Annotated in this window: 13 protein-coding genes and 2 pseudogenes; 8 read left to right on the top strand and 7 right to left on the bottom strand. The window is 71.4% G+C overall.

Translation table 11 applies throughout. From position 1 onward, the window contains the following. Window positions 1-38 precede the first annotated feature (38 nt). The gene (locus tag LNW71_RS31325; RefSeq protein ID WP_250971264.1) at window positions 39-1,298 is read right to left on the bottom strand and encodes an FAD-binding protein; all 1,260 of its coding nucleotides are present in this window, start codon (window positions 1,296-1,298) and stop codon (window positions 39-41) included. 418 nt (window positions 1,299-1,716) lie between these two features. Between LNW71_RS31325 and LNW71_RS31320 the strand changes: the two genes are divergently transcribed. Then, a complete protein-coding gene (locus LNW71_RS31320) occupies window positions 1,717-3,219 on the top strand; it encodes an exopolysaccharide biosynthesis polyprenyl glycosylphosphotransferase (protein WP_250971263.1) in 1,503 nt (500 codons plus the stop codon). Between the two features lie 96 nt (window positions 3,220-3,315). Here the strand turns inward: LNW71_RS31320 and LNW71_RS31315 are convergent, their stop codons facing one another. Further along, complete coding sequence (locus LNW71_RS31315) at window positions 3,316-4,299, bottom strand: GDP-L-fucose synthase (RefSeq protein ID WP_250971262.1); 984 nt, start codon at window positions 4,297-4,299, stop codon at window positions 3,316-3,318. Window positions 4,300-4,411: 112 nt separating this feature from the next. Here LNW71_RS31315 and gmd point away from each other — a divergent pair, with 112 nt between their 5' ends. The 5 genes and pseudogenes from gmd (at window position 4,412) to LNW71_RS31290 (ending at window position 12,145) form a co-directional block, all read left to right on the top strand. Beyond that, entirely contained in the window at window positions 4,412-5,425 is a 1,014-nt protein-coding gene (gmd, locus tag LNW71_RS31310; protein ID WP_250971261.1) for a GDP-mannose 4,6-dehydratase, read from the top strand. Between the two features lie 164 nt (window positions 5,426-5,589). After that, window positions 5,590-8,373 carry a LamG-like jellyroll fold domain-containing protein gene (locus LNW71_RS31305; protein WP_250971260.1) on the top strand — a complete coding sequence of 928 codons (2,784 nt, stop codon included), beginning with the start codon at window positions 5,590-5,592 and terminating at the stop codon, window positions 8,371-8,373. Then, window positions 8,370-10,627: pseudogene (locus LNW71_RS31300) on the top strand (LamG-like jellyroll fold domain-containing protein). Before LNW71_RS31305 ends, LNW71_RS31300 begins: the two are co-directional and overlap by 4 nt. Next, window positions 10,624-11,321: pseudogene (locus LNW71_RS31295) on the top strand (hypothetical protein). Before LNW71_RS31300 ends, LNW71_RS31295 begins: the two co-directional pseudogenes overlap by 4 nt. Further along, a complete protein-coding gene (locus LNW71_RS31290) occupies window positions 11,318-12,145 on the top strand; it encodes a glycosyltransferase family 2 protein (protein ID WP_250971259.1) in 828 nt (275 codons plus the stop codon). Before LNW71_RS31295 ends, LNW71_RS31290 begins: the two are co-directional and overlap by 4 nt. A 1-nt stretch (window position 12,146) precedes the next feature. Here the strand turns inward: LNW71_RS31290 and LNW71_RS31285 are convergent, their stop codons facing one another. Beyond that, on the bottom strand, window positions 12,147-13,307 hold the full coding sequence (locus tag LNW71_RS31285) for a glycosyltransferase (protein ID WP_250971258.1): 1,161 nt from the start codon (window positions 13,305-13,307) through the stop codon (window positions 12,147-12,149). Window positions 13,308-13,411: 104 nt separating this feature from the next. On the opposite strand from LNW71_RS31285, the gene LNW71_RS31280 reads away from it, so the two are divergent. Beyond that, window positions 13,412-14,926, top strand: a complete 1,515-nt coding sequence (locus LNW71_RS31280; RefSeq protein WP_374119475.1) for a hypothetical protein — start codon at window positions 13,412-13,414, stop codon at window positions 14,924-14,926. On the opposite strand, the gene LNW71_RS31275 is transcribed toward LNW71_RS31280, so the two are convergent. The 3 genes from LNW71_RS31275 to LNW71_RS31265 are packed head-to-tail and all read right to left on the bottom strand — an operon-like array spanning window position 14,895 to window position 19,161. Then, the gene (locus LNW71_RS31275; protein WP_250971257.1) at window positions 14,895-16,136 is read right to left on the bottom strand and encodes a hypothetical protein; all 1,242 of its coding nucleotides are present in this window, start codon (window positions 16,134-16,136) and stop codon (window positions 14,895-14,897) included. The genes LNW71_RS31280 and LNW71_RS31275 overlap by 32 nt on opposite strands. Next, window positions 16,133-17,902: a lipopolysaccharide biosynthesis protein gene (locus LNW71_RS31270; RefSeq protein ID WP_250971256.1), complete on the bottom strand. Its 1,770-nt coding sequence runs from the start codon at window positions 17,900-17,902 to the stop codon at window positions 16,133-16,135. Before LNW71_RS31270 ends, LNW71_RS31275 begins: the two co-directional genes overlap by 4 nt. Beyond that, a complete protein-coding gene (locus LNW71_RS31265) occupies window positions 17,899-19,161 on the bottom strand; it encodes a glycosyltransferase (RefSeq protein WP_250971255.1) in 1,263 nt (420 codons plus the stop codon). Before LNW71_RS31265 ends, LNW71_RS31270 begins: the two co-directional genes overlap by 4 nt. Before the next feature lie 212 nt (window positions 19,162-19,373). On the opposite strand from LNW71_RS31265, the gene LNW71_RS31260 reads away from it, so the two are divergent. After that, window positions 19,374-19,820 carry an adenylyltransferase/cytidyltransferase family protein gene (locus LNW71_RS31260; protein ID WP_250971254.1) on the top strand — a complete coding sequence of 149 codons (447 nt, stop codon included), beginning with the start codon at window positions 19,374-19,376 and terminating at the stop codon, window positions 19,818-19,820. On the opposite strand, the gene LNW71_RS31255 is transcribed toward LNW71_RS31260, so the two are convergent. Continuing rightward, window positions 19,789-20,523: a CDP-alcohol phosphatidyltransferase family protein gene (locus LNW71_RS31255; RefSeq protein WP_250971253.1), complete on the bottom strand. Its 735-nt coding sequence runs from the start codon at window positions 20,521-20,523 to the stop codon at window positions 19,789-19,791. The two genes, LNW71_RS31260 and LNW71_RS31255, sit on opposite strands and share 32 nt — an antisense overlap. Between the last annotated feature and the right edge of the window lie 44 nt (window positions 20,524-20,567).

The raw sequence follows: 20,567 nt of genomic DNA, 5'->3' as shown, positions 1-20,567 counted from the left end.
GCCGGATCAGCGGCGGGGCGGACACGGGAACGCCGGTCTCACCGCGGGAAGTTCAGGTCCAGGAAGTCGTTGCGGAAGGTGCCTGCCGGGTCGTACCGGGCCATCAGCTTCTCGAAGTCCGGGTACTTCCCGTACAGCGTGCGCAGCACGTCCGGGGTGGTGGTGAACACCTTGCCCCAGTGCGGACGCGCCCCGAACGGCGCCAGCGCCTCCTCGATCTCCCCGAGCACCGGTGCGACCGCCGCGGTGTCCGGTACCCAGGTGAAGTGGAAGGCCACCGACTCCCTTCCGTACGCGGGGCTCAGCCACAGGTCGTCGCCCGCGACCGTACGGATCTCGGAGATCTGCAGCAGCGGGGCGATCCGCTCCCGCAGCCGGCCGACGGCCTCGTAGGCGTCCGCGGCGTCCTCGCGTGCCACGAAGTACTCCGACTGCAGCTCGTCCCCGTTGCTCGGGGTGAACTCCAGCCGGAAGTGCGGGAGCCTGCGGTGCCAGGGACCGGCGGCACCCTGCTGACGGGTGCAGTTCCCGGCGGGTACGCCGGTGATCGGATGGCGCGGGCCGTCGGCGAGCCGGGCACCGAGCCACTCGGCAGGCGCCTGCTGCGGGCCCTCGCTCCCCACCCGTTGCTTGAGCCACACCTGACCGAGCGGTCCGGGCCGCCAGTCGGTGAACACGCTGACGCTGTACGCGGCGGACATCACCTCGTCGAAGCCCGCGGTCAGCGTGGCCTCGGGCAGATCCTCGTAGACCCACTGCTGCACGTCGAAGGCCGGCACCACGTCCAGCGTCAGCCGGGTCACCACGCCCAGCGCCCCCATGGACACCACGGCTCCCGGGAAATCCGCGTCACCGCGGCGAAGCGACACGCTCCCGCCGTCCGCCGTGACCATGTCCAGTGCCCGGACCGCTCCCGCGAGCGACCGGTTGCCGACACCGGAACCATGGGTTCCCGTCGCGCACGCCCCGGCCACCGAGATGTGCGGGAGCGAGCCCAGGTTGTGCAGGGCGAAGCCCGACTCGTTCAGTTCGCCGGCGAACTCGCCGAAGCGGAGTCCCGCACTCACCGTGACCGCGCCCGCCGCCGGATCGACCTCGACCACGCGCGGCAGACCGGCCACCGACACGAGATCCCCGCCGGTGTCGGCGACGGCGTTGAAGGAGTGCCGGGTCCCCAGGGCCCGCGCCGAGGGGGAAGCGGCCACGATCTCCCGCAGCTCGGCCTCCGAGCGGGGTGTGCACAGCCGCCTCGCCCCGAACGTGATGTTGCCGGCCCAGTTCTTCTCCGCGGGAGTCACCGTGCGTCCCTCTTTCGCTCGTGGCCGGGCACAGTCTCCCGGCAGTGCATTCTCCCAGACCGCGGTACGGGCCCTCAGGCGAGCAGACCTCGCAAACCAACCAGGCCACCACGTAACGTAGTTGGCGGCGCAGAGGTACATATCCGCACACCAACCGTTTCCGCCAGGTCCCAAATAGCAACACCCACCCACAGAACCTGAGATCCAGCACGGATCGGGACGAGTTCCGGGTCACACCGCGCATCTGAACTTCACCGGAACTCCAGCGAAATGGCACGTGTGTGGATATCGTGCACCGAGCGAGGGCGCATCCGTCAGTCCACAGGATCGGCGGATGCGCCCCGTTTGTGGAGATGCAACTGTGACTGGGGGGTTCATGGGGCATGTCGAGCTACCCGAAACCGACATATCAGGGCCCGTGGGACTGGCGGGGGCGCCTCGTCCACGGGCCGCCTGGAACCGGCCTCGCAGCGGAGAGTTCGACCAGCCGCGGCAAGGCCCGACCGTACAGCGCGAACGTTCCGCCCGGCCGGGGCCGAAGAGGAGACCCGGCCGGTACCTGCCACTCGTCGTCTGCTTCGACCTGCTCGGCCTGGGGCTTCCCGGCTGGTTCGTCCTGCGCACCGACGGACAGCCCAGGGCCCTGGCCGGGGCGGCCGCGGCCGCTCTGGTGTGGTCCGGCGTGCGGGCCGCGCGCGGCCGGTACGCGGTCGGTGCCGCGGGCCGCTCTCCCGGGGCGCTGACCGCCACCGGCGACTGGCTGCTGCTCATCGGCGTGCTGGCGGTGCTGTGGACCGTGGCCGACGCGTCCATCGATCCGGCGACGGCAGTCGTGGCGCTCATCCCGGGTCTGCTGGCGACCACGGCCCTGTCCGGAATACGGCAGCTGCCGCGGCCGGGCAGGAGGCGGACGGTCCGCCGGGTACTGGTGGTCGGTGAGGCCGCGGGGGTGGACCGGGCGGTGCGGCTGCTCGGCTCCCGTTCGGACCACGGGTACCTCGTGGTCGCCGTGGTGCCGGTGGGGACAGCGGCACTCACCTGCGAGGCCCCGGTTCCGGGGCGGCTCGCGCCCACTCCCGCCGACGACGACGCCTCGACGGTGCTGGGCGCGGCCTTCGCCCACGAGGCGGACCTGGCACTCGTGGTGCCGGGACCGCAACTCGGCGAGGAGCGGCTGCGGCAGCTGTCCTGGGGGCTCCACGACGGCGGACTCGACCTGTCCGTCCTGTCGCACCTCTCGGAGATCGCGGCGGACCGGGTCCGTCCGTCGTCGGCGGCCGGACTGACCCTGCTGCACATAGTGCCTCCGTTGCGGCGGGGTCTTCAGCCGGTGCTCAAGGCGGCGGTCGACCGCACCGGTGCCGCTGCCGGCCTGCTCGTGCTGACCCCACTGCTGCTGCTGCTCGCGACGGCGGTCCGGCTCACTTCCGCCGGTCCGGTCTTCCACCGGCAGATCCGGCACGGTCAGCACAACCAGCCGTTCACCATGTGGAAGTTCCGCACGATGGTGGCGGACGCCGAACGGCACAAGGCGCAGCTGGCCACGGCCAACGAGAACGACGGCCCGATGTTCAAGATGCGCCGGGACCCCCGGGTCACCCGCATCGGCCGGCTGCTGCGCCGCTCGTCCCTCGACGAGCTGCCCCAGCTCTTCAACGTCCTCCGGGGTGACATGTCCCTGGTCGGTCCGCGTCCGCCGCTGCCGGACGAGGTGTCCCGCTACGACGAGCGCGAGCTGCGGCGGCTCGCGGTCAAACCGGGACTGACCGGCCTGTGGCAGGTCAGCGGCCGGTCCGACCTGTCCTGGCAGGAGACCGTCTCCCTCGACCTCTGGTACGTCGACAACTGGTCGGTGGCCACGGACATGGGGCTCATGGCCCGGACGCTGCGCGCCGTCACCGACGGCCGCGGGGCCTACTGAGTGCGGCGGCGAAGGGTGCCAGGAGCGAGAAAAGGCCGGGTGGACGGAAGCACGCCCCGCGTCCACCCGGCCGGCCGGGCCGGTTCCGGCCGTCGGTCAGACCCGCACGCCCTGCTGTTCGAGCCACCAGGCGTAGGTCCTGGCGATTCCCTCACGCAGTCCGATCTGCGGTTCGAATCCGAGGGAAGCCAGCCGGGACACGTCCAGCAGCTTGCGCGGGGTGCCGTCCGGCTTGGCCGTGTCCCATTCGATCGATCCCTGATAGGACGTCACATCAGCCACCGTCGTAGCGAGTTCATGGATCGTCAGGTCCTTGCCGGAGCCGACGTTGACGGGTTCGTCACCGTCGTACCGCTCCAGCAGCAGCACACATGCGGCGGCCAGGTCGTCGACGTGCAGGAATTCGCGCCGGGGGCTTCCCGAGCCCCAGAGCGTGACGGCCGGCGCCCCGCTGTGCTGCGCCTCGTGGAAGCGGCGTATCAGGGCGGGCAGGACGTGCGAGGTCTCCAGGTCGAAGTTGTCGCCGGGTCCGTAGAGGTTGGTGGGCATGGCGCTGATGTACGAGGCGCCGTACTGGCGGCGGTAGGACTGGATCTGCACGATCCCGGCGATCTTCGCGAGCGCGTACGCCTCGTTGGTCGGCTCCAGCGGGCCGGTGAGCAGCGCGGTCTCGGGAATGGGCTGCGGGGCGCGCTTGGGATAGATGCAGGACGAGCCGAGGAACAGCAGCCGCTCGGTCCCGGCGGCGTGCGCGCCGGCGATCACGCTCAGCTGGATCCGCAGATTGTCCTCCAGGAACTGCACCGGGTAGGTGCTGTTGGCCATGATCCCGCCGACCTTGGCGGCGGCCAGCACCACGGCGTCCGGACGGGCGTCCCGCAGGAACGCCGCGGTCCCCTCGGCGTCGCGCAGGTCGAGGCGGTCACGGCCGCGGGTGAGCACTTCGTGGCCTTCGGCGGTGAGGCGGCGCACCACCGCCGAGCCCACCAGACCGCGGTGGCCGGCGACGAACACGCGGGCACCGGGCCGTAGCAGGGAGGGGACGGATTCCTGGGGTGGGCCGGGGAGATCAGTCGTCATGGCTCGGATTGTGCCAGCAGCTCCACGAAGCGGTGACGTTTTGCCGCAGATCGCTCAAACTCTGAAATTTCGGCGACCAACAGCCTCTCGGGCGACCACAGAAGGGGGAGACGTGGCGAAGACCGCGCTCATCACCGGCGTGACCGGACAGGACGGTTCGTACCTGTCCGAGCTGCTGCTGCAAAAGGGATACACGGTCCATGGACTCATCCGCCGCTCGTCGAGCTTCAACACCGAGCGGATCGACCACATCTACCAGGGCCCGGAGGAGGAGAACCGCTCCTTCGTCCTGCACCACGCCGACCTCGCCGACGGCGTCGCGCTGGTCAACCTGCTGCGCGACATACAGCCCGACGAGGTCTACAACCTCGGCGCGCAGTCGCATGTCCGGGTCTCCTTCGACGCCCCGCTGTACACGGGTGACATCACCGGGCTCGGCACGATCCGCCTGCTGGAGGCGGTGCGCGCCAGCGGCATCGACACCCGCGTCTACCAGGCGTCCTCCTCGGAGATGTTCGGCGCCAACCCGCCGCCGCAGAACGAGCGGACGCCGTTCCATCCGCGCAGCCCGTACAGCGTCGCCAAGGTGTACTCCTACTGGTCGACGGTCAACTACCGCGAGGCGTACGGGATGTTCGCGGTCAACGGGATCCTGTTCAACCACGAGTCCCCGCGCCGCGGCGAGACGTTCGTGACCCGGAAGATCACCCGCGGGGTGGCCCGGATCAAGGCGGGCCTGCAGACGCATCTGCATCTGGGGAACCTGGACGCGGTACGCGACTGGGGTTACGCCCCCGAGTACGTCGACGCGATGTGGCGGATGCTCCAGTGCGACACCCCGGACGACTACGTCGTGGCCACGGGTGAGGGCGTCAGCGTGCGGCAGTTCCTGGAGTACGCCTTCGAGCACGCCGGTCTGGACTGGCGCGAACACGTGCGCTACGACGCGAAGTACGAGCGCCCCAGCGAGGTCGACGCGCTGATCGGGGACGCGTCCAAGGCCGCGGAACTGCTCGGCTGGAAACCTGCCGTGAAGTCCCAGGAGCTGGCCCGGATCATGGTCGACGCCGATGTCCGGCAGTTGGCCGACCAGCTCACCGGAGCGGCCGTGCGGGTGGACAGATGAGTTCCGCCGGACGTCTCAGACGCAGGGTCTTCCGTTCGGATCAGGCCGGGTCAGGGAGCGGGGTCCGGTGGTGTGCCTCGCAAGGCGGAGGAGAGAGCCGACGCGAGGCGTCGGCGACTGACGGCAACGCCGCGAGGTGCGGCACCGGGGCGCGCGAGCCCGGCATGATCCGAACGAGAGGCCCTGGCCGCGGCTCGGTGTTCGCCGCCGTCCTCTCGCTCACGGCCGGGGTGCTCACCGCTTCCGCGGTCACCGCTCCCCCGGCCCTCGCACTGACTCCGCCCGTCGGCTTCACCGCCGACAACCTCTCCACCTACCAGACGAACGGCATCGTCTGGTCGCTCGCCGAGGCGAACGGGGTCGTCTACGCGGGCGGCACCTTCAGCAACGTCCGGCCGGCCGGATCGCCCGCGGGCAGCAACACCACCTCCGCGGTCAACTTCGCCGCGTTCGACGCGGCCACCGGTGCGCCCACCGGCTGCTCGCTCTCCTTCACCCGGAGCAGCGGCACCGCGACCGTGCGGGCGCTCGCGGTCTCCCCCGACAGGTCGACGCTGTACGCGGGGGGCTACTTCAACGCGGTCAACGGGACCGGGGCCAACGGCCTGGTGGCCATCAACACGGCCACCTGCACGCTGCGTCCGGGGTTCGCCCCGAACTTCGGCGCGACCGTGCGGGCGCTCGACGTGGCGGCCGACGGGACGGTCCACGCCGGCGGCGACTTCCAGAGCATCAACGGCCAGACGCGCCGGTTCTTCGGCGCGGTCACGGCCGCCGGTGCGGTCACCGGCTGGAACCCGGACGCCGACCGTCCGGGCAGGACGCTGAAGGTCACCCCGGACGGGCAGCACGTGCTGATCGGCGGTGACTTCTTCACCGTGGGCGGGGTGAGCTCGCACGCCCTCGCGGTGACCGCCGCCGGCTCGGGTGCGCCGACCCGCGCCTACACCGGCAACTTCATCCCGTCGACCGCCGTGATCAAGAACATCATCACCGACCCCGCGTCCGACGGCTGGTACGTGGGCGGCGAGGGGGCCGGCGGCAACTCCTTCGACGGCCGGCTCGCGATGGGGCTCGACACGTTCGACCAGCGCTGGCGCGACACCTGCCAGGGCGCCACGCAGGCCCTGCGGGTCTATCAGGGAGTGCTGTACGCGGCGAGCCACGTCCATGACTGCTCCACCATGGGCGGGTTCCCCAACCAGGTCCGCAAGCACCTCACCGCGCAGTCGGTAGACGATCCGGCCATGCTGGGCTGGCTCCCGGACACCAATGACGGCATCGGTGAGCCCGTGGGGCCGCGCGCCCTGACGGTGTCTTCCCGGGGCGGCCGCGACTTCCTCTGGGTGGGCGGCGAGTTCACCACGGTCAACGGGGTCGCGCAGCAGGCACTGACCCGGTTCGCCGGTACCCCGGACACCGGGGCGCCCGCCGCCCCCGCGGTGAGCCTCTCCGCGCCACGGGCCGGTGAGGTGAGGGTCAGCTGGCGTTCGAGCCTGGACCTGGACGACAGCCTGCTCACCTACCGGGTCTACCGCAACGGCGGCTCGACCCCGGTGTACACCACGACCGGCTCCTCGCTCTTCTTCAGCCGGCCCCAGCTGACGTTCACCGACACCGACGTCGTGGCGGGGCGCAGCTACTCGTACCGGATCACGGCGAGCGACGGCACCAACACGAGCGCACTCTCCGCCAATGCCTCCGTCACCGCGGCCGGCTCGTCCGGTCCGTACGCGCAGCGGGTGCTGGCCGACGGGGCGGAGCTGTACTGGCGCTACGACGAGGCGGGCGGCGCGTTCGCCGCGGACGCCTCGGACAGCCAGGACGGCGGCGTGTACATGAACACCCCGTCCTACCGTGCGGCGCCGTCCGCCGTGGCCGGGTCCGCGGCGCTCACCCTCAACGGCACCGACGAGTACGTCTACAGCGACCGGCTGCACCACTACACGTCACCGACCCCGTACTCCATCGAGACCTGGTTCCGCACGAACACGGCCCGCGGCGGCCGGATCGTCGGATTCGGCAGCAACATCGGCACCGCGCAGGGGCACACCAGCGGGATCTCCGACAAGCTCCTCTATCTCACCGACAACGGGCGCCTCGCCTTCGGTGTCCAGGTGGGCAGCACCGCCGGCCGTCCGACCGTCACCTCGGCCGCCTCCTACAACGACAACGCCTGGCACCACGCGGTGGCCACCCAGGGACCGTCCGGTATGCGGCTGTACGTGGACGGCGTGTCCGTCGGCTCCGACGCCACGGCCGGGAACCGGTCGTACAACGGATACTGGCGGGTCGGCGGGGACGCCATGTCCAACGCCTGGCCGAACCGCCCCACGAGCACCTACTTCGCCGGCCAGGTCGACGAGACGGCCGTGTACCCCTCGGTGCTGACCGCGGCACAGGTCGCCGCGCACCACGATCTGGCGGACACCCCCTCGGGTCCCGGGGAGACCACGGTCTCCCTGCAGCCGGCCGAGGACGCGTACGTCAACGGCGTGGCGGCGAACACCACCTACGACGACAGCCAGCTCGCGTCCCGGGGCGCCACGCCCTACCTGAGCTACCTCCGCTACCCGCTGCCCGTCGCACCGGCCGGGCAGGAACTCAAGAGCGCCCGGCTCACCTTCCGTACCTCGTCGGACTCCACGGCGGGCTCGGCCGACAGCCACACCCTCGTGCCGGTCACCGGCGCGTGGACCGAGTCGGCGGTCACCTACAGCACCCGGCCGTCGCTCGCCACGACGGTGCTGGGGACCATCTCCGGCGCGACCGCCGTCTCCACGGACTACTCGGTGGAGCTGAACGCGCCGGCACTCGGCGGGGCCCTGGGCTCCGCCTACTCACTCGCCCTCACCAGCAGCGGGACGGACAGTCTCCGCATCTGGTCGGGCGAGGTCGCAACCGCGGCCTACCGGCCGCAGCTCGTTCTCACCTTCGGAGCTGAATGATGAACGCAAGTACGGGGCGCAGACCCGGTGTCCCCGGCCGGGTACGCGCCGCGGCCGCGGCGCTCTGCCTGCTCGCCGGGGCCCTGAGCGCCGCCGCTGCCGGGGGTTCCCCTGCCGCGGCCCTCACCCCGCCGGTCTCGCTGACCGCGGACGACCTCTCCACCTGGCAGACCAACGGCATCGTCTGGTCGATGGCCGCGACGGACGACGGCGTCGTCTACGCGGGCGGCACCTTCTCCACCGTACGGCCGCCGGACGCGCCTGCCGGGACGTCCGAACAGCCCGCGGTGAACTTCGCCGCGTTCGACGCCGCGACCGGGGCGCCGACCGGCTGCAGCCTGTCGTTCACGCTCTCCTCCGGCACCGCGACCGTGCGGTCCCTCGTGCTGTCCCCGGACGGCGACACCCTGTACGCGGGCGGCCAGTTCGGTTCGGTGAACGGCGTCGGGGTGAGCAACATCGCGGCCATCGACACCGCGACCTGCACCCCGCGCACGAACTTCAAGGTTGCCGTCTCCGCGACCGTCCGGGCCCTGGCCGTCACCGAGGACACGGTCTATCTCGGCGGCGACTTCAACAGTGTCGCGGGGCAGACCCGGAACAAGTTCGCGGCGGTCACCACGGGCGCCGCGCTGAAGCCGTGGACGGCCAACACCGACGAGGTGGGCCGGGCCGTCGAGGTCACGCCCGACGGGCAGCACGTGCTGATCGGCGGTGACTTCTTCACGGTCAACGGCACCACGTCGCACGCGCTCGCGGTGGTGGACGCGACGACGGGCGCCCTGGACAAGAGCTATCCGGGCTTCATCCCGAACACCTCCACGGTGCAGGACCTCACCACGGACGGCACCCAGTTCTACACCGCCAACGAGGGCACCGGAGGCGGTGTCTTCGACGGCCGGATCGCGCTGGACCTGGCCACCTTCCAGCAGGTGTGGCGAGACACCTGCCTCGGCGCCACCCAGGCCATCCTGGTGCACGACGGGGTCCTCTACAGCGGCAGTCACGCGCATGACTGCGCCTCGATGGGCGAGTTCCCCGACCAGCCGCGCAAGCATCTGCTGGCACAGTCCGTCAGCGACCCCAAGCTGCTGCCGTGGTTCCCGGACACCAACGACGGGATCGGCGAGCCGGTCGGCCCGCGGGTGATGGCGCAGACCGACAAGGGCGGCCATCACTACCTGTGGGTGGGCGGCGAGTTCACCACCGTCAACAGCTCCCCGCAGCAGGGGCTGACCCGGTTCGCCGACGGTCCGGACACCGGGGCGCCCTGGGTGCCCAACGTCAGCGTCTCCACGGTCGCCGCGGACAAGGTGGACGTCAACTGGCAGACGAGCTTCGACACGGACGACGGGAAGCTCACCTACCGGATCTACCGGGACGGGGCGACCACTCCCGTCCACACCACGACGGGTGACTCCGTGTTCTGGGACCGCCCGCAGCTGCGCTGGACCGACACCGACGTCGCACCGGGCGAGACCCACACGTACCGGATCAGCGCGAGCGACGGCACCAACACCAGCGCCAAGTCCCGGCGGTGACCGCGACCGTGGCCGCCGCGGCCGAGAGCTACCCAGCCCGGGTGCTCTCCGACGGGGCCACCCTGTACTGGCGCTACGACGAGGGCACGTCCACCTTCGCGGCCGACGCGGGGGCCGGGCTGGACAACGGCTTCCTGCGCAACTCGCCCTCCTACCGGCAGACCCCGGCCGCCGTCTCCGGTCCCTCGACCGCCATCGGCTTCAACGGGTCGACCCAGTACGCGTACAGCAACCGGCGCCACGACCAGCCCACCAGGTTCTCGGTCGAGTCGTGGATCAAGACGACGACCACCCGGGGAGGCAAGATCATCGGGTTCGGCAACATGACCATGGAGAACAGCGGCCAGTACGACAAGCACGTCTACATGCTCAACAACGGGCGGCTGTCCTTCGGGGTGTACGACGGCAACACCCGGACCGTCACCACTCCGGCCGCCTACAACGACGGCGCCTGGCACCATGTCGTCGCCACCCAGGGCACCGGCGGGATGGCCCTGTACGTGGACGGTCAGCTCCGCGCCTGGAACCCGCTGTACACGGGCAACGAGAGCTACCCCGGCTACTGGCGGGTCGGCGGGGACAACCTCGCCAGCTGGCCCAACCGTCCGACGAGCGACTTCTTCGCCGGGCAGATCGACGAGACAGCGGTGTACCCGACCGCGCTGTCCGCGTCCACGGTCAGTGCCCACTACGCCCTGAGGACCGGTGGATGAGGTATCCGTTCCTGGCCGGCGCCGCCGTCATCACACTGACGGCGGCGCTGGCCGCCTGCGGCTCGTCCTCCGACGGAGGCAAGGAGAAGGCGCGCGGCGCCGGACCGGCGGCCTCCTCGGGCCCGAGGCCGGTGCGCCCGCCGAGCCGGACGGCTCCGCCGAGGCCGGCCCGCAGACATCGCGCTCCAGTGAGCCACCGAAGACGCCGACCGACCAACTGACTCCGGTCACGGGCACGTTCACGAAGAAGCAGAAGGAGTATCTGGTCGACCGGGTGCCCAAGGGCATGGACCCGGCCGCGGTTCTCCAGACCGGACAGGAGACCTGCGACCGGCTCACCTACCTGGTCAAGGTCGACCGCGACACCGCGGTCGGCGCCGTGACCACGGGCGAGATCGCCGACGCGAAGCCCGCCGTCGCGCACCTGTGCACCCAGCACAAGGACCTCGTCGCCCAGGCCTCCCGCGGGTACGCCGACGGCACGTACAAGGGCAAGCAGCTCCGGCCCGGCCGCTACCGCGACGTCACGCCCACCAAGAACTGCAGCTGGCAGATCACCGGGGCGAACGGCAAGGACCTGGCGTCGGATTCCTCCGACGACGGGAAGCGCACCGCCGTCACGATCCCGAAGGCCGCCCTCGCCTTCACCTCCACAGGCTGCTACGCCTGGCTGCCCGAAGGAGACAACGGATGAGCAAGCTGCCGATAGCCGTGGCGATCCCGACGAAGAACGAGGGGCTCAACATCGCCGAGGCGGTGAAGTCGGTCCTCGGCCACTTCGAGGCGGTCGTCGTGGTCGACTCGCACAGCACGGACGACACGGCGAAGATCGCCGCGGAGTGCGGTGCCGAGGTCGTCATGTACACCTGGGACGGCGGTCATCCCCGGAAGAAGCAGTGGTGCCTGGACCATGTCCGCACGGACCTGGACTGGATCCTGCTGCTCGACGGCGACGAACGGCTGAGCCCCGGCCTGCTGGCCGAGCTCCGTCAGGTCTTCGCCGACCCGTCCGCCCCGAAGCCGGCCGCGTACGACATACCGCTGGGGTACTGGTTCTCGGGGAAGCGGCTGCGGCACGGATACACCATTCGCAAGCGGTCACTCACCGACCGCACCCGCAGCCGGTACCCGGAGGTGGGTGACCTGGACGCCCCCGGCATCGGCGAGGTCGAGGGCCACTACCAGCCGGTCGCGGACACCGCCGGCTCGCTGCGCAATCCGATCGAGCACCAGGATCTCGACCCGGTTACCGCCTGGTTCGAGCGCCACAACCGGTACTCGGACTGGGAGGCGTGGCTGGAGCACCACCCCGAGGTCAAGGAGCAGGTGCGCCGGGTCAAGTCCCGCCAGGGGCAGCTGTTCCACAAGGCGCCGTTCAAGCCGCTGGTGTCCTTCGCGTACATGTACGTCTACCGGCGGGGCTTCCTGGACGGTCGGGCGGGCCTCGACTTCGCCCTGGCGATGAGCTTCTACCGGTGGCAGATCGCCCTCAAGTCGCGTGGTGCGCCCGCTGCTTGAGTCACCGGCGCTTCCGGCGGACCACGTCCTCGTAGGTCCGCCGGAGCGTCCGGGTCACGACGTCGATGGTGAAGTGCTCGTTGACCAGTTCCCAGGCGGCCTGTCCGGCTTCGGCGTTGGCCTTCGGCTCCAGCAGCTCCAGGACCGCCTCCGCGACCTTGCGCGCGTTGGCCGCGTCCTCGCCGACCCGGCTGTCGATCACCCGGCCCGCCCCGGCCCGCGCCACGTCGGGCCCGAGGCCGCAGGTGCGGGTGATGACGACGGGGGTGGCGACGGACATCGCTTCGAGCACCGAGACACCCAGGGGTTCCTCGATCGACGGCAGGACGTACACATCGGCCTGTCTCCCGGCCGCCAGCACCTCCTCGTGACCGAGCGGGCCCACCTGGTCGAGCGAGTCCAGCACACCCAGCCTGCGGGCCAGTTCGAGGGTGCCGGGGAGCGCGCCGGTGTCCGGGCCCGCCAGGACGAACCGGGCGTCCGGGTGCTCGGCCAGGACCGCGGGCATGGCGGCCACGAAGTCCTCGGGGCGCTTGCGCTCCTGTATCCGGGCGAGGAAGAGCACCGTCGGCGGCCGCTCGGGGTCCCGTTCGCCTTTGTGCTCCTGCGGGCGCACGCCGTTGACGAGGCGGACGGTCCGGGTGAGCGGCACGGGGGCCGCCACGGCGTTCACGTCGACGCGCTCGGTCTCGGTGAGGTGCAGCACCGCGTCCGCACCGCGCAGGACCTTCCGCACGCCCAGCAGGTCGGTCAGCTGCGCCACCCGCTTCTCGGTCGGGTCGACCATGCCGTGCGTCTGGATCACCAGCGGTGTGCCGGAGGCCAGCGCGAGCAGCGCGGCGGGCAGCGTCACCAGATCGCGCATCAGGTGCACATGGACGAGGTCGGCTCCGCGCATCATGCGGCGCGCGGCCAGCAGCAGCGCGGCCGAGGTGATGCCGCTGACCTCGAACATCGGCAGCAGATGGCGGGCTTGGAAGAGGTGGACGGGCACCCCCTCCACCTGGCGCGGCAGTGGGCCGTCGAAGCCGTCGCCCAGCGCCATGATCCGGGCGTCGTCCCCTTCGGCGCGCTGTACCTTCGAGAGATTCAGGGCCACCCGGGTCGGACCGCCGAAGGCGTGGTCCGGGGTGTGCAGTGTGACGACGTGCAGGATCTTCACCAGGGTTCCCCTCGCCCTCGGCAGCTGTTCACAGACTAGTCATCGCATCCCCTCAAGTGGGTTGATTCGTTAGAGTGTTCACAGGCTCACGGAACGGGGAACAGATGACGTCCGTGCACGGGGTGACGCCGTCCACGCTGGTACGGGAGAGCGGGCCGCGTCACCCGGTCGAGCCGCCGGCCAAGCCCATGTCCTGGGCGATGCTGTCGCGGGCGCTGTCCGTGCCGCTCATTCTCGGCCTGGTCTGCTTCCTGCCGGCACTGATCGCCGCCCAGCCGGGCACCGGGGTCCGGGACACCGCGTACTGGCTGCAGCTGGTGCTGACGTGCTACTCGGGTGCGCGGCTGGCCACCATGATCCTCTCCACCCGGCGCCGGCTGCTGCAGGGCGTCTTCTGGATGTTCGTGTACATCGCGATGGGGGTGGCCCCGTTCGCCCAGGCCGTCATCGGCCAGACCCCGACGCCCATGGTGGGGCCGCGTTCCGACCTGGTGACGGCGATCGCGCTGATCCTGGTCGGCTGCGCCGCGTTCGACCTGGGGGCACTGCTGGCGTCCCGGCGTCCGCTGCGGCGCCGCACCACCGCGCGCGGGAGCAACGGCCCCGCCACCGCGCACCCGGTCCGGCTGCGGCTGCTGGTGCTGGTCGCGTTCGCGGCGAGCGGCTACTACGTGCTGAAGCTCGGCGGGCCCGCGGTCTTCTTCTCCAGCCGGCAGGAGATCAGCGCCTCGGTCGCGGAGACCGGGCTGGCGACCGGCGAGTCCAATGTGGGCTCCGCGTTCCTCAAGGGGTTCGGTACGGTGCCCGCCCTGCTCGCGCTGCTCTTCTACACGCGGAGGATGGTGACCTCGCGCCGCGCCCGGCGCTCGCCGTCGACCGTGCTGGTCTGGTTCGCGCTGGCGCTCGTGAACCTGATCGTGAACAACCCTATCTCCAACGCCCGTTACTGGTTCCTGACCGTGCTGGTGTCGCTGCTGTTCACGGCGTTCCCGAGCAGCGCGGCGATGTACCGCTCGGTGCTGGCCATGGGGGTGATCGGGGCTCTGGTGCTGTTCCCGTACGCGGACCGGTTCCGCTACGACGACACCGGCTACCGGCCGGTGCAGTCGTCATCGGTCTTCGAGCCGCTGGCCACCAAGGACTACGACCAGACGGTCATGTTCGCCAACACCATCTCCTGGGTCGACACCCGCGGCCACACCTACGGCCGGCAACTGGCGGGCTCCGCCTTCTTCTTCGTGCCGAGGGCGGCGTGGAGCGGCAAGCCGGAGGACACCGGGGTGCGCGTCGGCCAGTGGATGGGGATGAACATGACCAACCTGTCCGCTCCGCTGTGGACCGAGTTCTGGGTCGACTTCGGTGCCCCGGGCATGATGGGCGGGCTGGCCCTGATCGGCTACGCGGCCGCGCGCACCGACCGCCGGTACGCGCGAGCGGTCACCCGGGAGGGTCCGGGACCCGGCAGCGTCCTGGCCATCGCGGCCCCGCTGATCGCGGGGTACACCTTCATCCTGCTGCGCGGCCCGCTGTTGCAGGCGGCCGGGAAGCTGGCCATCGCGGCCCTGTGCCTGGCACTGATCACGAGCTTCAGGGACCGGAAGGCACAGCGGTCGCGCTGACCGGGGCCCGCTCCGCACCCCGGCGGGCCAGCCGTGCCACCCGCGTCCAGGTGGCGATCGCCTTGCAGACGGAGCCCAGGCACAGGCCCCAGGCGGCGCCCGGTACGCCGCCGAGCACGTAACCGCCGGTCAGGAAGGCGACCGCGGCGAGCGAGAAGACCACCTGGATGGAGAGCGTCGTCCGCGGGTCGAGCAGCCGCAGCGCCAGCAGTCCGCAGGTGCCGACGGCCATCGCCGCGTACTGACTGCCGGTCGCCGGGAGGAGCGCCGCCGCCGTGGGCCAGGTGTCGCCGAGCAGATGGCGGCCCACCGAGCCGGGCAGCAGGGCGAGGACGGTGGCCCAGGCCGCGGCGGTCGCGGCCAGGACCGCGGCCATGGCCGCGGTGGCCCGCACCCGGAGCCGGTCGGTGGCGAGCCTTCCCAGCAGCGGAGGGCCGAAGCCGGTGGCCGAGGTGAACAGCACGTTCAGCGGGCCAAAGAGCGTGGTCGCGCCCCGCAGCGCCCCGACGACGAGTGGGTTGCCGACCACGCCGAGGCCGAGCACGGAGAGCTGACTGGTCGCGTTGCCCACCCCGAACTCGACGACGAACCGCCGGCCGAGGTGTCCACGCCGCAGCAGTGGCCTCAGCAGCACCGGGGTTCCCGCCGTCCTGCGGTGCAGCACGGTGACGGACAGCAGGAGGGCGGGCAGCGCGGAGAGGCCCCATACGGCGACGAGGCGGGCGGCCGACGTGCCGTGCGGCTGCACGCTCAGCGCGCCGAGGACACAGACCAGCCGGAGCGTGTCGGCGGCCAGGGCCATGTGCTGTGCCTGCAGCGTGGCGAAGGCGTAGCGTGCCGTGTCCTGCGCGAGGACGACGGGCAGGACGAGCCCCAGCATCGTCAGGGCCCGTGCCGTGTCCCCCGGCAGCGCCGCGCAGACCGCGGCGAGGAGGCCGCCCAGGGCGGCGGAGACCACCAGGGTGAAGCCGACCGCCGACCGGCAGGCGCCGCGTGTCTCGTCGCTCGCACCGCGGCGCAGTACCAGTGGCTGCCCGGTGTAGGCGCCGAAGACGCCGAGCAGCACCGTGAAGACGAGATAGACGCCGGAGAACCGTGCGAAGTCCGCGACGGTGGAGAGCCGGGCCGCCACCACCAGGACCAGGATGTTGGTGAGCGCCGCCACGCCCTGGTCCGCGACCGAGCAGACGACGGCGGTGCGTGCCTTCATCTGCGTCCTGCGGTGCTGCTGTGGTCACTGCCGCCGACGCCCTGTCCGGTGCCGTCCAGGGTGCGCAGGCCGAGCGTCTCGGTGGGGTCGCCGGAGCGGCCGCTGGTGTCGGTGCGGTCGGCTCCGTCCGGCTGTCCGCGGCCGTCTTGGGCGTCCTGGGCGTCCTGGCCCTGCGCAGGCGTCTGCCGGCTGTGGCCGCGGCTCCTGGCGGCCTTCCTGCGTGCCCGTCGCTCCAGCCGGCCGTGCCCCGGGTGCAGCAGCGTGCCGAGCACGGTCCCGCCTGCCGCACCGATGATCTCGCGGATCCGCTCCAGGTCGCTGCGGTGCACCTCGCGCGGGTCGCAGACCACCACGACGCCCTCCAAGCGGTCGATGAGCGCGACGGCGTCGGCGTACGAGAGGACGGGCGGGGCCAGCACGATGACGACGGCTCCCGGCCGGCCGCCCTCGGCGACGATCCTGCCGACGGGCGCGGAGGTCAGGGCGCGCGGCACGTTGTCCACCTGGCGGCCGGCGATCAGGGTGAAGGCACCCGATCCGGGCACGTCCACGTTGGTGCGGCTGTCCGAGGGCCAGCCCCGCCCGTCGCGCTCCGCCGCCCAGCGCGGCCGGCCGCCCTGGGCCGCCGCGCCGAGGTCCCTGGCAAGTGACGGCGTCCGCAGATCGGCTTCGACCAGCAGGACGTCGCGCCCCATCTCGGCGAAGGCGGCCGCCAGGTTGACCGCAGCGGCGGCGGCCATGTCATTGTCCCCGCGGGGCGCCGTGACCAGGAGCCGGCGGCGCTCGGCGAACGAGGGGTCGTACGCGAGCCGGAAGGCCACCCCCCGGTACTCCTCGGCCAGCCGGCTGCCGCTGCGCCCGATGGCCAGCAGCGTGCCGACCGCGGCGCGTTCCCTGGGCAGGGTGCCGAGCAGCGGGGCGCCGAGCGAGCGGACGAGTTCCCTGGTGGAGCGGACCGCCGGGTCGAAGACCAGCCGTACCCAGGAGAGCAGCAGGCCCAGTGCGAGTCCGACGACGCCGCCGAGTCCCAGGAGCAGCGGCAGTCCCGCACCGGTGGGCCGCTCCGGCACGACGGGCTTCTTGTTCAGGTATCCCGGTGTGGTGTCGAGCGCGCGCAACTCCGATATTTTCTGGCTCAGTTCGGAGATGGAGACGATGAGGTTGGCCCGTGCGCTGGTGACGTCGCTGCCCTCGTTGCCGGTCTCCTGCTCGGCCAGCCGGTCGCGCTGTTCGGTGAGCGGCTTCAGCTGGGCCCGGTAGCCGTCGACCATGTTGTCGATGCTGTTCTCGGTGCGCTCCTTGCGGATCTCCAGATAGGCCGCGGCGAGCGCCTCGGCCCGGGCCTTCGCCTCTTCGGGAGAGCGGCCGGTGTAGGAGAACCTGAGCACCAGGGTGTTGGGCGGGTTGGTGACCTGGAGGCCGGACAGCAGCGTCTTCACCTCGACCGGATCGCCGTGCTTGACCAGCGAGCCGACGGCGACGGTGCCCACGGCGTCGCTGACGGCGGTCTGGCGTTCGGAGCCGATGTTGATGCCCTTGTCGGCGGAGGCGCCCGCGGCGAACGGGTCCGAGGCGGCGGAGCGCACGGACACCTCGCCGGTGGAGGTGTAGGTGTCCTCACCGCTCAGGGCGAGCCAGCCGCCGCCGAGCAGTCCTACGACCACGCCGCACGCGAGCAGGGTGCGGTAGCGCAGGAGCTGGCGGAACTGGTCCCTCAGGAGCGCGGGTTCGTCCTGATCCTCCAGGGCGCGGATCGGGTGGGTCATCGGCGTGGTCTCCCTTGGGCGTCCTGAAGGACCTCGGTGAGCATTGCGTCGTAGCGGGCGAGACCGGCTTCCCGGCCGAGGTGACGTGCGACGTACCGGGGCCCGTTGGCGCCCAGTTCGTCGGCGGCGGCGGGCTGCTCGACGAGCTTGCGGACGGCGGCCAGCACCGCGGCCGGGTCCTCCGGTGCGACGAGGAGCCCGGCGCCGGAGCGCTGCACCTCCTGGGCGGTGCCTCCGCCGTCCGCCACGGAGGCGACGACGGGGCGGCCCGAGACGAAGTACGAGGTCAGTTTCGAGGGCACGCTCATGTCGAGCACGGAAGCGCGTTGGGTCACGGCGAGGACGTCCGCGGCGGCCAGGATGTCGGTGAACTCGGCCGCGTCCGCGGGCGGCAGGATGTCGAGGTTGGGCAGGCCGGCCGCGCGGGCCAGCAGGGCGTCGCGCTGATTGCCGTCCCCCATCAGCACGACGCGTATCTCCGGGGCGAGCCGGGCCGCGTCGACCAGGACCTCCAGGCCCTGCTTGAGGCCCATGTTGCCGGAGTGCAGGACCACCGGGGTGCAGTCGCGCCAGCCCAGGCGCGCCCTGGTCGCGGCGCGGTCGGCCGAAGGGGCCTGGACGTGTGACCAGTTGGGCACCAGCCTGATCCGCCCGGGGTCGACCCCGTAGGCGGTGACACGAGGGATGAAGCTCTCGTGGATGACGCCGACGAGCGAGGCGGCGCGCAGCGCGTACTGCTCGGCCCGCGACGCCACCGCCGCCGCCCTGCCGCCACCACGGATGCCGCTCTGCGCGGCGGCCGCGCCCATCAGGTCCTGCACGACGGGTATGTACGGGACCCGGTGGCGACGGGCCAGCCGCGCGCCCACGACCCCGCCCGCGAGGCTCGGCATCTGGGAGATCACCGCGTCCGGCCGCAGCGAGGGCGGTGCGGCCAGGCCGTGGGCGAGCAGGGACGCCTCGAACGCGGCTCGGCGCAGGGCGCTCTGCCGGGGCGGGACATAGTGTCTTCGCCGGTGGACGCGCACGCCCGAACGTTCCTCCTCGGCCCGCCACACCCCCCGGTACGCCGGTTCGGTCCGCCAGGACGGATAGTGCGGCATGCCGGTCAGGACATGGGTCTCGGCCCCGGACGCGGCCCAGTGCTCGGCGAGTTGGGTGGCGTACGGGCCGATGCCCGTCAGCTCCGGCGCGTAGTTCGTCGAGACCACCAGCAGACGGCGGTGCTGGAACGGCTTGTGCTGATCTGCTTCTGGCATCGGACGGTCGCCTTCCCCCGGGGCCACCTGTGTTCCCCCCAAGGAACGGCCCCAAAAGTGAGCTTATCCGTTCACGTGATGCGCAAGTGGTCTTCACAGTAAGGTCATTGCACGATCAACACCGATACCGATATCCCACCGGACCGGACGCCATGTCCGGAAACCTGCCGGCGGGACACGGACATCACGTTCACCGTGGGGGGAGAGAACGGATGGTGCACAGGGTCGGCTACGCGCCGGGGGTCTACGACCTGTTCCACATAGGTCACCTCAACATCCTGCGGCATGCCCGCAGTCAGTGCGACTACCTGGTCGCGGGGGTCGTCTCGGACGAGATGGCCGCCCTCGCCAAGGGCCACAGGCCGGTCATTCCGCTGCCGGAGCGGCTGGAGATCGTACGGAGCGTGCGGTACGTGGACGCCGCGTTCGTCGAGACCGTCCCCGACAAGGTGGAGACCTGGCAGCAGGTCAGGTTCGACGTCATCTTCAAGGGGGACGACTGGCGGGACACGGAGAAGGGCAAGCGACTCGAACGCGACTTCGCCGAGGTCGGCGTGGAGGTCGTGTACTTCCCGTACACCGTGCACACGTCCAGCACCCAGCTGCGCCGGGCGCTGGACTCGCTCGTCACGCTGCCCGGAGCGCTCTCAGCTCCCTGAACCACTTGGCGAGGAACGCCACCAGGAAGAGTGCGTGCACGGCGGCGAGCACGGCGTAGCCGATCCGGAACACCGTCTCGTCGCCGAGGAGCAGGAACACCAGGCAGAACACGCCGTAGTCGGCCGGCAGCAGCACCACGGCCCGCAGCCGGGAGACCGCCGGCCGGGCCGCGGTGTCACCGGCCGGCCGGGTGCGGGCGGCCGCCTTGCCGAGCTGTTCCCTCAGCAGCCCCGCGCAGAAGGTCAGCACGGCGACGAACAGGAAGCCGAGCGGCAGGAGCAGCCAGCCCTCGGCCGGCAGGGCGAAGAAGCGGTGGAACGAGATCAGTACGACGGTGTGGACGAGGATCATCTTGGCGCAGTCGACGACGTGATCGAGCCATTCCCCGTCCGGGCCGCCCCGGCCGGTGAGCCGGGCGAGCTGTCCGTCGGCGGAGTCGAGGGCGAACCCCACGGCCAGCCCCAGGTAGACCAGGACGGCCGGCCCCCACGCGGGCCGGACCAGGGCCACGGAGGCGAGGGCGGCGAAGGTGAACGCCGCACTTGTCAGGGTGACCTGGTTGGGCGTCATGCCCAGCCGGAACGCGGCGGCCGCGAAGATCCGGCCGGCCGGCCGGTTCACGTACCGCGAGTAGAGCGAAACCCCCTTGGCCGACTTCTGCGCCCCGCGCAGTTCACGCAGCACCGTAACCGTGCTTTCCATACGCCCCCCAGCGTGTAGCCGTTCCCACAGCTCCGGCGGCACTT

Origin of the sequence: Streptomyces sp. RKAG290, assembly GCF_023701695.1 — a bacterium.
GTDB lineage: Bacteria > Actinomycetota > Actinomycetes > Streptomycetales > Streptomycetaceae > Streptomyces.
Note: the sequence above shows the minus strand (reverse complement) of the source record. Positions and strands in the feature narration are given on the sequence as shown.